Annotated in this window: 14 protein-coding genes; 13 read left to right on the forward strand and 1 reads right to left on the reverse strand. The window is 44.0% G+C overall.

Annotated features, from left to right (window positions below; genetic code table 11):
* Positions 1 to 75 precede the first annotated feature (75 nt).
* The 7 genes from QUD86_RS01260 to QUD86_RS01290 are packed head-to-tail and all read left to right on the forward strand — an operon-like array spanning position 76 to position 5,760.
* The gene (locus QUD86_RS01260) at positions 76 to 681 is read left to right on the forward strand and encodes a YqgE/AlgH family protein (protein WP_286298570.1); all 606 of its coding nucleotides are present in this window, start codon (positions 76 to 78) and stop codon (positions 679 to 681) included.
* A complete protein-coding gene (gene ruvX, locus QUD86_RS01265) occupies positions 674 to 1,108 on the forward strand; it encodes a Holliday junction resolvase RuvX (RefSeq protein WP_286297457.1) in 435 nt (144 codons plus the stop codon). The genes QUD86_RS01260 and ruvX overlap by 8 nt, the downstream gene beginning before the upstream one ends.
* Positions 1,095 to 1,616 (forward strand): bifunctional pyr operon transcriptional regulator/uracil phosphoribosyltransferase PyrR, encoded by a 522-nt coding sequence (pyrR, locus tag QUD86_RS01270; RefSeq protein WP_286298573.1) that lies wholly within the window; start codon positions 1,095 to 1,097, stop codon positions 1,614 to 1,616. The genes ruvX and pyrR overlap by 14 nt, the downstream gene beginning before the upstream one ends.
* Positions 1,613 to 2,584, forward strand: a complete 972-nt coding sequence (locus tag QUD86_RS01275; protein ID WP_286297458.1) for an aspartate carbamoyltransferase catalytic subunit — start codon at positions 1,613 to 1,615, stop codon at positions 2,582 to 2,584. The genes pyrR and QUD86_RS01275 overlap by 4 nt, the downstream gene beginning before the upstream one ends.
* Before the next feature lie 23 nt (positions 2,585 to 2,607).
* Positions 2,608 to 3,945, forward strand: coding sequence for a glycosyltransferase (locus QUD86_RS01280; protein ID WP_286297459.1), 1,338 nt, complete (start codon positions 2,608 to 2,610; stop codon positions 3,943 to 3,945).
* Positions 3,946 to 3,960: 15 nt separating this feature from the next.
* Positions 3,961 to 4,917, forward strand: a complete 957-nt coding sequence (locus QUD86_RS01285; RefSeq protein WP_286297461.1) for a DUF6492 family protein — start codon at positions 3,961 to 3,963, stop codon at positions 4,915 to 4,917.
* Between the two features lie 24 nt (positions 4,918 to 4,941).
* Positions 4,942 to 5,760, forward strand: coding sequence for a DUF5672 family protein (locus tag QUD86_RS01290; protein ID WP_286297462.1), 819 nt, complete (start codon positions 4,942 to 4,944; stop codon positions 5,758 to 5,760).
* On the opposite strand, the gene QUD86_RS01295 is transcribed toward QUD86_RS01290, so the two are convergent.
* Positions 5,737 to 6,291 (reverse strand): hypothetical protein, encoded by a 555-nt coding sequence (locus tag QUD86_RS01295; protein WP_286297463.1) that lies wholly within the window; start codon positions 6,289 to 6,291, stop codon positions 5,737 to 5,739. The two genes, QUD86_RS01290 and QUD86_RS01295, sit on opposite strands and share 24 nt — an antisense overlap.
* A gap of 361 nt (positions 6,292 to 6,652) precedes the next feature.
* Between QUD86_RS01295 and rfbB the strand changes: the two genes are divergently transcribed.
* The 6 genes from rfbB to waaC all read left to right on the forward strand — a co-directional run bounded on the left by rfbB (position 6,653) and on the right by waaC (position 12,490).
* A complete protein-coding gene (rfbB, locus tag QUD86_RS01300; RefSeq protein ID WP_286297464.1) occupies positions 6,653 to 7,711 on the forward strand; it encodes a dTDP-glucose 4,6-dehydratase in 1,059 nt (352 codons plus the stop codon).
* A 13-nt stretch (positions 7,712 to 7,724) separates the two neighbouring features.
* Positions 7,725 to 8,726, forward strand: a complete 1,002-nt coding sequence (gene rfbD / locus QUD86_RS01305) for a dTDP-4-dehydrorhamnose reductase (protein ID WP_286297465.1) — start codon at positions 7,725 to 7,727, stop codon at positions 8,724 to 8,726.
* A gap of 61 nt (positions 8,727 to 8,787) precedes the next feature.
* Positions 8,788 to 9,675, forward strand: a complete 888-nt coding sequence (gene rfbA, locus QUD86_RS01310; RefSeq protein ID WP_286298576.1) for a glucose-1-phosphate thymidylyltransferase RfbA — start codon at positions 8,788 to 8,790, stop codon at positions 9,673 to 9,675.
* Between the two features lie 5 nt (positions 9,676 to 9,680).
* Positions 9,681 to 10,247: a dTDP-4-dehydrorhamnose 3,5-epimerase gene (rfbC, locus tag QUD86_RS01315; protein ID WP_286297466.1), complete on the forward strand. Its 567-nt coding sequence runs from the start codon at positions 9,681 to 9,683 to the stop codon at positions 10,245 to 10,247.
* Positions 10,248 to 10,289: 42 nt separating this feature from the next.
* Entirely contained in the window at positions 10,290 to 11,303 is a 1,014-nt protein-coding gene (locus QUD86_RS01320) for a glycosyl transferase family 90 (protein WP_286297467.1), read from the forward strand.
* Between the two features lie 86 nt (positions 11,304 to 11,389).
* Positions 11,390 to 12,490, forward strand: coding sequence for a lipopolysaccharide heptosyltransferase I (waaC, locus tag QUD86_RS01325; protein WP_286297469.1), 1,101 nt, complete (start codon positions 11,390 to 11,392; stop codon positions 12,488 to 12,490).
* Positions 12,491 to 12,540: the final 50 nt, after the last annotated feature.

Consider the following 12,540-nt stretch of genomic DNA (forward strand, 5'->3'; position numbering starts at 1 on the left):
TGAGATTAGATGAGCATGGCCAAAAAAGCCCCTAGTACTACCCCTGATGAGACTATGTCCTCGAGATCTCCTTCAATTGCGCCCATTTCTGATTTATCCAACCATCTTGCTAATCAATTTTTAATTGCCATGCCTGGTTTGGCTGATCCCAATTTTGAGGGTACGGTCATTTACCTGTTTGAGCATACTGAGCGCGGTGCCATGGGTTTAGTCGTTAACCGGCCTACTGAAGTAGACCTGGCTATGCTGTTTGACAAGGTGGAAGTTGAGTTCAAGAGTAAATCAGAAACTGCCCTACTATTGAATCAAGCAGTCTATTTTGGCGGTCCAGTGCAAATAGAGCGCGGATTTGTATTGCATGAGTCTGGTTCAGATACGGTCTATAGCTCTTCACTAACGGTTCCTGAAGGCTTGACGATGACGACTTCTAAGGATGTCTTAGAGGCGGTAGCCGCCGGTACTGGCCCTAGTAAGTTTTTAATGACCCTTGGTTATGCAGGCTGGGGTGCTGGTCAGCTAGAAAAAGAAATCACCCTCAACGATTGGATTAATGTTCCGCTATCTCGTGAGCAGATGGCCAACATCATTTTTGATACGCCTTCTGCGCAGCGCTATGAACGCACTATGAGTCATTTAGGCTTTGATCCTTCCTGCTTATCGGGTGAGGCAGGGCATGCTTGAGGACAATATGCCCAAGGGTGTAGTTCAAGAACGCACCATCATGGCTTTTGACTATGGCACACGCCGAATTGGCGTTGCTGTGGGTAATACACTCACTAGAGCAGGCCAGCCTTTAAAGATCCTTGCTGAGCAGTCTGACGATGCCCGTTTTAAGGCCATTGGGGCGCTTTTACAAGAATGGCAGCCCCATCAGTTAGTCGTGGGCTTACCCTGCCACCCTGATGGCACCCAACATGAAATGAGCACCAAAGCACGCCGTTTCGGCAATCAGCTCAATGGACGCTTTGGCTTACCCGTAAGCTGGGTAGATGAACGCTATACCTCCGCAGTTTTAGAGTCCGATCCTAAGATGCGGGACAATTTGGATGCCGAGTCTGCTGCTTTGATTTTGGAGCAGTATTTTCTTGAGAACAATGGGATTAGTTGAGATGAATGCAGAGCAGTCCTACCTAAAATTATTAGCAGCGCTTCAACAGCGCCATGACACTAATACCGTTTTTGAACTAGCAGGCCTTGCCATGGGTGGTGCCTGGATCGCACAACGTTTAGCAAGTGATTTAGGTCTTCCTCACTATGGTGTGATCAATGTCGCCTTTCATCGGGATGACTATGCTGAAAAAGGCATGACTGCTATGAGTACGGCTGGCACCATGCCTACGAATTTGCCTTTTGAAGTCAACGGTGCCCATGTGATTTTGATTGATGATGTTCTGCAGACTGGCCGCACCGTACGCGCAGCCTTAAATGAATTATTCGACTTTGGTAGACCTGCATCCGTCGAGCTGATGGTTTTGGCAGATCGTCAGAGCCGAGAACTCCCCATCAGTGCTGATTTTGTTGGAGAGCAAGTGCGTATTGCGGATCACCACATTTTAGTTTTAGAAAAAGATGACGCTGGTAAGTTCAGCTTTGAACTAGAGGAGCGTACAGCATGAGTACAGAGAGCAATACGCTAGTGAATCAATTTAATTCTGCTGGAGAATTAACACACCTACTGACTTTAGAGGGTTTACCTAAAGAGCAGATCATTCATATTCTGGATACGGCTCAGCAGTTTGTGAGTGTGACGGATCCTTCTAGAGAAGTAAAAAAAGTACCATTACTTAGAGGTAAGAGTGTTTTCAACCTATTCTTTGAAAACTCTACTCGTACTCGTACTACTTTTGAGATCGCTGCTAAGCGTTTATCGGCGGATGTAATTAATTTAGATATCTCTACTTCCTCTACTGCAAAGGGTGAAAGTCTTTTAGATACGATTGATAACTTAGTGGCGATGCAGGCGGATATTTTTGTGGTGCGCCATGGCGTCTCTAAAGCCCCTATAGAAATTGCTCAGCATGTTCCAGCCCATGTGCATGTGGTCAATGCCGGTGATGGTAGTCATCAGCATCCCACCCAAGGCTTATTGGACATGTACACCATGCGCCACTTTAAAAAAGACTTTACGGGTCTTAAAGTAGCCATCGTAGGGGATGTAGTCCATAGCCGAGTAGCGAAGTCCAATATCTGCGCACTCATCACTTTGGGTTGTACGGATATTCGGGTAATTGGCCCAGAGAGTTTGCTGCCAAGAGATTTAGCAATGCAGGGAGTGAGAGTCTTTCATAGTATGGAAGAGGGCCTTAAAGGGGTTGATGTTGTTATGACCTTGCGTATTCAAAAAGAGCGCATGGAAGTAGGACAAGTGCCTGAGGGGGAAGCCTTCTTTAAACAGTACGGCTTAACACCAGCCCGTTTGGCCTTAGCCAAGAGTGATGCCATTGTGATGCACCCAGGCCCCATGAACCGAGGAGTTGAGATTGATTCGGCAGTGGCTGATGGGCCGCAATCGGTGATCTTGAATCAAGTGACCTTTGGTATTGCTGTGCGCATGGCAGTGATGTCTATTGTGGCTGGTAACTAATCCTTTAGTCAACCCAAGTGCAGATGCAAAAAAAGAACTGGTTAATTTTGTCGCATGGTTTCAATATGGATGGCAGGGCATCTAGTTTGACCATTACCGACAAGATTCCTTATTTATTAGAAGTGGGTGTTCAGCCCATTGTCTTTAGTGCCATTACCGGCATTATAGATACGCGTTTTCCACATCGGCAATTTCTGGCTTGGGGACCTGCAGCCTTTCGTTTTGACTTTCGCCATTGGATTGCCAATCAATATGGCAGGGGCTGGTTTTATAAAGTAAGTACTGGCTTAGTGTCTATTGTCTTAGCCCCATTCATCGCGCTTGAGAAATCATTCCTAGGTTATTCCAGTCAATGGTCTTGGGCGATGCCTGCTTTTGTGCATGGCTTGCGTCTCATTCGGGAAGGTAAGGTCGATGTGATTTATTCGACTGGGGGTGCTTGGTCTGCCCACTTGGCTGGTTTGTGGCTGAAGAAAAAAACAGGGTTGCCTTGGATTGTAGAAATTCATGATCCATTGGTGATTCGGAAAGACCCTAACGATCAGGGATTTGAAAAGCCTAAAAATCGTGATGCCCAGTTTCGTCAGTATTTAGAAAAGCAAATTTGCAAATATGCCGATTTGGCTTGGTGGTTTACCGAAGGCGCTTTGCATTATGCGAAGGTGCGTAATCCCAATCTGAACACCCCTAACAATGCTCATGGTTTTGTCTTGATGCCGGGCGCGGAGCCTCCTGGTGGTTTAGATGCCAATGGGTCTCATGTGTACACAGAGCAGCTCAATCTTTGCCACTTCGGATCTTTAGCAAATGATCGTTCACTATCTACTGTCCTGAAGGCACTGGCACCCTTATTAGAAAAGTTTCCTGAGGCAAGAGAACATATCAAAGTGCATGCTTATGGTGCGCCACTAGATCCACTGACACTAGAGTCTTTTAAAAGCCTGAAGCTCGAAGACATGCTGATAGCCCATGGCCGCTTAGAAAAAGACCCAGTAACAGGTAAGTCTGGCAGAGAGCGCGTTGTTGAAAGAATGCAGGCAGCAGACGTGTTAATTTTGCTGCACGGCAATGATGAATGGTGTGCTGAATACATTCCTTCGAAGCTGTATGACTACCTGTGGACCGGTAGACCTATTTGGGGCATTACTCATCGCAATCCCCAGTTAGATCAAATGTTGTTAGATCGGGGTGCTTATTTAAGCCCTCAAAGCGATATCCAGGCTACTGAGCTGGCTCTTGAGAGAATCTGGCTAGACTGGCAAGCCAAAACATTGATTGCGCCCAAATGGATGCCTGTTGGCGTTGATCAAGCTACTCAAACCATAGTGTTGCAGACCCAAGCCATACTAGCTTCATCTTAACGATTGACATAAATCATGCAAACCCTTGTTTTATATTGCTGCACCTTCAGAAAAGACTTACTGCGTACAGTCAAATTAGCGCAAAGTATTCGTAAGCACAATAAAGCGAACATCCCTTTTTACATTTCTGTTCCAGCTAATGATGTAGATCTCTTTAAAGCGCACTTAGGAGAGCACTTAGAAGAGCACTCAGAAGAGCCCTTAAAGGGCATGGATGTCACCGTCTTTGATGAGGGGGATATTTTTGCAGCCAACCCAAAACTCAATGTTGAGAAGCTTTACTCCATTCGGGGTGGCTTAAGGCAGCAGGTCATTAAGTCGGAGTTTTGGCGCCTGGGGATCTCGAGTAACTATCTGGTCTTGGATTCAGATTGTATTTTTATCCGTGATTTTGATGAACGTGACTTTATTGCTCAAGATGACATTCCGTATTCAATTATTCATGAGGGGCGCGATGTATTACAGGCGACTGAGCGTTTTGGCCCTAAAAAGATACGGCAGCATTTTTTAGCAGATCGAGAGCCAATCAAGGCGGCCTTAAATCGGACTGGTGTGACATATGATTATGGCTATGCGCCATTTTTGTGGAGTGCAAAGGTTTGGGAATCTCTAGATGTCAATTACCTAACGCCAAACAAAATGAACTTTTTAGATGCTGTACTTCTATGTGGATCAGAGTTCACTTGGTATGGTGAGTCTTTAATGAACTTTAGGGCTATTCCCATATTCCCTCGTGAGCAATTATTTAAGCACTATCACTATGAGCATCAGCTCTGGGCTGATCAAGTCTTAGGCTATCAAGAAACAGTATTAGCCCATGACTATTTAGGCGTGGTGTATCAATCCAATTGGGAGAGTTGGGGTGATTTTGGGCCCTCTAACAAGAGTATTACTTCTCGGGTATGGAGAACTGTTAAACGTCTGCTCAAGAAAATACAGTTTAAGTTCTCACTCCTAGTGGGTTTTGTCTAAGCTCAATCCCTATATTTAGTAAAAATGCTCAATCTTTCACAAGTTACTCTTCTTTGCGTTGAAACACGCGAACCAGAACTTGCGCATTGGGCAATTGATCGATGCCTCAGTGGGGCAAGTTTTTGCAAAGTCGTACTTATTACTAGTTTGGATAAGGTAAAAAGTAAGCGGGCAGGTATCGATTATGTTCAAGCACCACCGATTGCGACTACAAAAGACTATTCCGACTTACTATTAACCGGAATTGATGCCCATGTCCAAGGCACGCATGTCCTGATTATTCAGTGGGATAGTTTTATTACCCATCCGAATTTGTGGCAAGAGGACTTTCTTAATTACGACTACATTGGGCCCGTATGGCCACACCATCCTCAAACCCCAGTAGGCAACGGCGGTTTTTCTTTGAGATCAGTAAAGCTGCTGCAAGCAATTAAGCGCCCTGGATTTATCAAAAAACATCCAGAGGACTACTGCATCTGCGTTGATAACAAAGATTTTCTGGGGCAAGAGTGTGGCATCAAATTCGCCCCGGCTTCTATTGCCGAGCAATTTGCAGTAGAGCGCTCAGAGTGGCATGACGCTTTTGGATTTCATGGCTTCTTTAATTTTGCTAGAGTTCTCGATGACGAGGATCTAGTCCATTTTTTAAAGCTACTCCCTGACTCCTATTTAAAAGGAGTCGACGCATATGATCTGGTTAATTATTTGCTAACAGAAAATAAACTGAAATTAGCCCTATTAGTTGGCTCAAGAGTTCAATTTTCTTGGAAGTACAAAAAACGATATCTTTTAATGAAAATTCAAATTACTGCAAAGCAATTAGCTTCGATCATAAGAAACTAATGCCCATGGCAGTCGTCGAGTAAATTCGGTTTTGCTGATTCGGGCTAAATGATAAAAAAGCCCGCTCCTGGAAGAAGAAGCGTAAATATTTTCTACAAAATGAATAAAAGAAGTATCGATCGTATGAATTTCGCTCGCCTCTAAAACAAGCTTCGTCCAATCATAAATATTGCTAGTAGCTGGATAGACCTCAATAATTTTTTTCTGCGAGGGATTTTCTATTTTTAGTTTGTACTTTGTGTTGCCTGATTGGGTTGAGTTCACCAAAATATACGACTCATTCCCTGGATTGAGTTTTGTAAACAAAAGGTCTGAATAGGGTCCGCTTGGGACTGATGCCAGACTCCATCGCGATTCAAATGGTATTTGATGTTGTTTATAGTAAAACTCATCAAAGCTACGTACTTTAAGATCAGGTCCGCCAATATAGAGATGCTTACAGTTATAGAAATCAGCTAACTGCCGGGCTTCTTTGCCACTATTTACCGGAGTTGGGTAAATATTGGGTAAATCCCGAAATATCCAATTCACAGAGTGAAGTGAGGTCGGGAGGCATGCATAGTAGTAAAAATTGCTTGGGTTATTTAGTGAGAGGGTCTTAATAAGCCCAATATTGATGAGGCTATCACCAAGCCCTAATTGGGGTTCCAGTAAAAAAACATTCGCCTTGTGCCTTAGGAATATGTTCTTGAAGGCTTTTTTTAAGTTAGATTCGCTAAATTTCAAAATTAAACCGATGTTCGGTGGAGTAACCGAAAAGATACCATATCAAACGTCAATTCTCTGACCTTTGACCTGTCTTGAATCAAATTGCAGTAAAGACTCTTAAATGCCCCTTAAAATAGTATTAAATTTCGTAGTTGAATTTACCTTTATTAACTAGCAGGCAAAAATGATTCTAGTGACAGGCGGCGCAGGCTTTATTGGCGGTAACTTTGTATTGGATTGGCTGGCCAATCCACAAGCAGAGGGCGTCATCAATCTAGATAAGCTGACCTATGCCGGTAATTTAGCAACGCTTGAGCCCTTAAAAAATGATCCCCGTCATATTTTTGTACATGGCGATATAGGCGACAAGGACTTAGTTGCTTCTTTGTTAAAAGAGCACCAGCCACGTGCCATTGTGAACTTTGCTGCTGAAAGTCATGTAGATCGTTCCATTCATGGTCCTGCTGAATTTGTGACTACCAATATTGTTGGTACGTTTAATTTACTAGAGTGTGCACGTACTTACTGGAATGGCTTGGAGGAATCTCCCAAGAAGGCTTTTCGTTTCCATCATGTCTCGACTGATGAGGTCTATGGCTCACTTTCTCTGACTGATCCTGCATTTACAGAGTCGCACTGTTATGAGCCTAATAGCCCCTATTCAGCCTCTAAAGCTGCTTCAGATCATTTAGTGCGCGCTTGGTTCCATACTTATGGTTTTCCAGTAGTGACGACTAATTATTCTAATAACTATGGCCCGTATCACTTTCCAGAAAAGCTTATTCCTTTAGTCATTCTTAATGCCTTAAATAGCAAGCCGCTCCCAATCTATGGGGATGGTCAGCAGATTCGGGATTGGCTTTATGTAGGTGATCATTGCTCTGCTATCCGCGAGGTCTTAGCTAAAGGGAGATTAGGCGAGACTTACAACATTGGTGGCTGGAACGAAAAAGCCAATATTGATGTAGTCAAGACGATTTGTCAGATTTTGGATGAGTTGCAGCCTAGAGCTGATGGCAAATCCTATGCTGAGCAGATTACGTTTGTTACAGACCGCCCAGGGCATGATCGTCGTTATGCCATTGATGCGGGCAAAATCGAGCGAGAGTTGGGTTGGCGCCCTGCAGAAACTTTTGATACGGGTATTCGTAAAACAGTCCAGTGGTATTTGGATAATCCAGTGTGGGTGGAGGGTGTTGTAAGTGGCTCTTACCGTGACTGGTTACAAAAACAATACAGCTAGACAGCTCTTAGTGATGAAAATCCTCGTATTTGGAAAAGACGGTCAGCTAGGCAAGGCTTTTCGTGCAGCGTTTACCCCCTTGGTCTCGACTCTAGAGAATCAGCTCGTCATCCAGTACGTTGGTCGAGCGGAATGTGATCTAAGCAACGAGTCAGCTGTTACCAGCCTGCTTAATCAATTTGAGCCAGAGCTGATTATTAACGCTTCTGCCTATACCGCTGTTGATAAAGCCGAAACAGAAAAAGATTTGGCATTTGCAATAAATGCAAGAGCCCCTCAATTGATGGCGCATTACGCTGCTCAGCATGGCGCAACCTTCTTGCACTATTCAACAGATTACGTATTTGATGGTGAGAAGTATGGCTTCTATTTAGAAGATGACATCCGTAATCCATTAGGGGTTTACGGCAAAAGCAAGGCTGCGGGTGAAGAAGCCATTGTGAGGGCATTTGCAGAAGCAAATGCAGTGAGCACCGCAAATGCTGCTAACTCACTTAAAAATAAGACTGGTCAATTTGCCATTTTTAGAACGAGTTGGGTCTATGGCGATGGCGGTAACTTTATCCGTACTATTTTGCGTTTAGCCAAGGATAAGCAGGGGCTCAACGTTATTGAAGATCAACACGGTGTTCCCACTAGTGCGCAGTGGTTAGCTAAAGTCAGTTTAGATTTAGCGATTAAGGTGGATGGGAGGCTAAATCAGTTCCCATTGGGTATTTATCATGCGGTGCCTACTGGCCAGACCAATTGGCATGGATTAGCATCCCTAGCAGTGCTAACTGCCAAAGAGGCTGGTGCATCTTTGATACTAAGCCCTGAGGCTATTAAGCCAATCCCTGCGGTGCAATACCCTTTACCAGCCCCTAGGCCTATGAATTCACTGATGTCGACTGATAAGTTACGCAGGGTCTTTGAGGGGCGGGGCGATATGTCAAAATTAGTTCAATTAAATGAACCTTGGGGCGAGGCTGTACAAGCTTATGTTCGCAACTTAGTTCAAGACGACAATATTTAGAAAGAACTGCATGACAGTAAATCCAATGAATTCATTAAAGCCAGTACAGCCAGTACAGCGCATTAATCGTAAGGGAATTATCTTGGCGGGCGGCTCGGGCACTCGTCTGTACCCTGTTACACAAGCTGTCTCTAAGCAGCTCATGCCGGTGTATGACAAGCCTATGGTGTATTACCCTTTGACCACCTTGATGTTGGCAGGTATTCGGGATATTTTATTGATCTCTACTCCACACGATACGCCACGCTTTCAGGAGCTTTTAGGTGATGGTTCTCAGTGGGGCCTGAACATTGAGTACTGTGTACAGCCCTCGCCAGATGGCTTAGCGCAAGCATTTACTTTGGGTAAGAATTTTGTGGGCAATGATCCCAGTGCTTTAGTGCTTGGCGACAATATTTTTTATGGCCATGAATTAGTAAGTCAGCTCAATAGTGCCCATGATCGCGTTTCTGGGGCAACGGTATTTGCATATCACGTCAATGATCCAGAGCGTTACGGTGTAGTGCAATTTGATAAAAATTACAAAGCGCTATCGATTGAAGAGAAACCACTTCAGCCTAAAAGTAATTACGCGGTAACAGGACTCTATTTTTATGACAACCAAGTGTGCGATATTGCTGCCTCTATCAAGCCTAGTGCCCGTGGTGAATTGGAAATCACCGACATTAACCGCGTCTATCTGGAAAAGAATGAATTAAGTGTAGAAATCATGGGTCGTGGTTTTGCTTGGCTCGATACCGGTACACATGATTCTTTGCTGGATGCTGCTGGCTTTATTGCTACTCTACAAAAACGCCAAGGTCTGATGGTGGCCTGTCCTGAAGAGATTGCCTACCGTCAGGGTTGGATTAGTGCAGAGACCGTTCAAAAAGTGGCAAGTCAATTGAGTAAAAACAGTTATGGCCAGTACCTTACCAAGATACTCAATGAAATCAATGCGAGCGTTTAACCCAAGTGCCCAATAACTTAAAACTACAAGTGACACCAACAGCTATTCCTGATGTGTTGATTTTAGAACCCAAGGTCTTTGGTGATCAGCGTGGTTGGTTTACTGAATCCTTTAATGCAGACGACTTTAGTAAAGCCACCAATCTAGATGTAGCGTTTGTGCAAGATAACCATTCTTTTTCAAGACAGTGGACCTTACGGGGTTTGCATTACCAGCTCAAGCATACCCAAGGCAAATTAGTTCGCGTAACGCAGGGTTCGGTATTTGATGTGGCTGTTGATTTGAGAAAAGAGTCCTTAACATTTGGTAAATGGGTTGGCGTTGAGCTAAGCGCTCAAAATCACAAACAGCTCTGGGTTCCTCCAGGCTTTGCTCATGGTTTTTTAGTTCTTTCTGAAACTGCCGAGTTTTTATATAAGACCACTGATTATTACGATCCACTAAGTGAGGCTTGTTTGGCCTGGAATGATCCTCGGCTGGCTATTCAGTGGCCATTACCTAACGGTGTTACCCCCAATATGAATGCAAAGGACTTAGCTGGATTGGCCTGGAATGTGACGCCAAAATTTTGAAAATACATATTTTTAAATGACGCTTCAGTCAAAAGGTAGACGTTGATATTTGATTTTAAGAAAATTGCAAAATTCATTGCAGCGGGTAAGTGGACCGAAGCTAGTAATCACTTCACTAAAAATACAGCGCCATTGCAAGTTCAGCTTTCTGCCGCCGTTCAAAATACGCCTTTTACAGGGGTGCTATGGAAGGCGCAATCTCCAGACCTTTGCAGTTTCATTTTTAATCATGATTTACCAAAAGAGCGAGTTCAATTTTTTATTACAAGACTAGCGCTAGCTCTACCGATAATTATTGCTTTTCATCGATCTGAGCACTTCGTTTCAGGATCTATTTTTTTTAACCTAGATGATTCTGCAGATGCAAAAGGCATTAGCTTTTGCTCTAACCGTAGCGATTCATTGCTAATACCGGATACAGAATTTTTAGAAACTGAGGGTTATGGCAAGGCTAGAAACTATTTCCAGCTCAACTCGATCCCTTGGCAGGAAAAACTGCCACTTGTTTTTTGGCGCGGCAGTACCACTGGAGTGAGATCTGGAGACTCATGGAGAACGATTCCTCGCATTACATTATGTGAAATTTGCCAGAATTCTAATATGCAACAATTATTTGATGTGGGGGTGAGTGCTTTGGCACAGATACCAAAGGCTGAGCTTAAAGAGGTGCAGTCGTCTGGCTTAATGCGAGACTATGTCCCAATATTTTCTAGCAATCAATATAAGTATCAAATTGATATTGATGGAAACACTAATGCTTGGGCTGGACTCTTTTTGAAGCTTCTTTCTGGTTCTGCAGTTCTTAAAGTTGCCTCTCCGCATGGATTTGAACAATGGTATTACGACAAGCTGATTCCCTGGGTGCACTTTGTGCCGGTCCAATCAGATCTATCTGATTTAATTGAGAAAACTCAATGGCTTCAGCTAAATGATGATAAAGCGATGCAAATAGGGCGGAGGGGTGCAGAGCTTGCGGCTACTTTATCTTATGATCTTGTCATTAAACAATCATTGCTAAAAATTCATGATGCATTTTTAGCAAATCATTGCCAGTAATTGCTTGATCAATAGAGCCTATTTGCTCATGAGCATTTGCCTAAGGTACTGGGAATAGCTAACTTGAAATAGAAGATAATGCGGGTATGACTAGCAAGCATCAAAACGAGATCTCAAAAGCAATTCAAGCGCCCAAATCACCAAAGATTCTATTGGTTAAGTTGTCTTCTTTGGGCGATGTTTTGCACAACCTTCCCATCGTTTGGGACTTACGTAAACGCTTACCCAATGCTCAAATCGATTGGATTGTGGAAGAGGCCTATGTGCATTTGCTCGAGCCACTTAAAACCACAGCTTCCTTCAGAGGAATAGATCGAATCATTCCAGTAGGCTTTCGGCGCTGGAAAAAGAATCTATTCAGTTTGCGCACTTGGCGTGAGTTCTTTGCAATGCGTAAACAGTTGCAAATTATCCCCTACGACTATGTTTTAGAAACCCAAGGTTTAATCAAGTCTGCTTTAGTGTGCGCTTTAGCTAAAAAATCAGAGGGTGCCATAGTGGCTGGGCTAGCTAATGCAACCGAATATTCTGGTTATGAGCCCATGGCTAGAATGTTTTATACCCAATCAGTTCAGGTGCCAGTAAAGTGCCATGCAGTTGATCGTTCACGACAAGTCATGTGTTCAGCATTTGATTGGCCGCCAATTAATTGCCATGATGAGCCGCCACTGTTTTATCCAGAGGGCTTTGCAAATGCATTACCAGTGATACCCATTGACGGTATTAAACAGTTGCCCAATGGGTTCTCTGCTCCTTATGTAGTGTGTTTCCACTCAACAGCGCGTGAGGCTAAGCGGTGGTCCAATAGCAATTGGGTTGAGCTTGGAAAAGTACTGGCCAATCAAGGCTATCAGGTGGTATTCCCGTGGGGAAGTGACGCGGAGATGAAGGTGAGCAAACTCATTGCCAGCCAGATTCCAGGAGCTATTGTGCCAAGCGCCTTCTCAATTAATGAGGCTTATGGCTTAGTGGCTCATGCCGCTCTTACGGTAGGAGTGGACACGGGCTTAACCCACTTAGCTGCTGTTCTTGGTAAACCGACAATAGAGATCTACTGCGACTCGCCAAGATGGAAGACTGAAGGGTATTGGAGTAAGGAAATTACCAATCTAGGGGATATGCAAAAACCGCCTAGCGTGAATGAAGTAGTAAGTGCATCCCTGTTAGCGTTAAATCAACCTGACTAACAACTAATCACTAATGATGAGTGGAGAGTGTTTGGGAGTCCCCATTTATT

It is taken from the genome of Polynucleobacter sp. TUM22923, assembly GCF_030295705.1.
Taxonomy (GTDB): Bacteria; Pseudomonadota; Gammaproteobacteria; order Burkholderiales; family Burkholderiaceae; genus Polynucleobacter.

Coding starts and splice junctions, on each gene's coding strand:
- QUD86_RS01285 (WP_286297461.1), top strand. CDS start 3,961: ATGCAAACCCTTGTTTTATATTGCTGCACCTTCAGAAAAGACTTACTG.
- rfbD (WP_286297465.1), top strand. CDS start 7,725: ATGAAAATCCTCGTATTTGGAAAAGACGGTCAGCTAGGCAAGGCTTTT.
- QUD86_RS01290 (WP_286297462.1), top strand. CDS start 4,942: ATGCTCAATCTTTCACAAGTTACTCTTCTTTGCGTTGAAACACGCGAA.
- rfbB (WP_286297464.1), top strand. CDS start 6,653: ATGATTCTAGTGACAGGCGGCGCAGGCTTTATTGGCGGTAACTTTGTA.
- ruvX (WP_286297457.1), top strand. CDS start 674: ATGCTTGAGGACAATATGCCCAAGGGTGTAGTTCAAGAACGCACCATC.
- waaC (WP_286297469.1), top strand. CDS start 11,390: ATGACTAGCAAGCATCAAAACGAGATCTCAAAAGCAATTCAAGCGCCC.
- QUD86_RS01275 (WP_286297458.1), top strand. CDS start 1,613: ATGAGTACAGAGAGCAATACGCTAGTGAATCAATTTAATTCTGCTGGA.
- pyrR (WP_286298573.1), top strand. CDS start 1,095: ATGGGATTAGTTGAGATGAATGCAGAGCAGTCCTACCTAAAATTATTA.
- QUD86_RS01280 (WP_286297459.1), top strand. CDS start 2,608: ATGCAAAAAAAGAACTGGTTAATTTTGTCGCATGGTTTCAATATGGAT.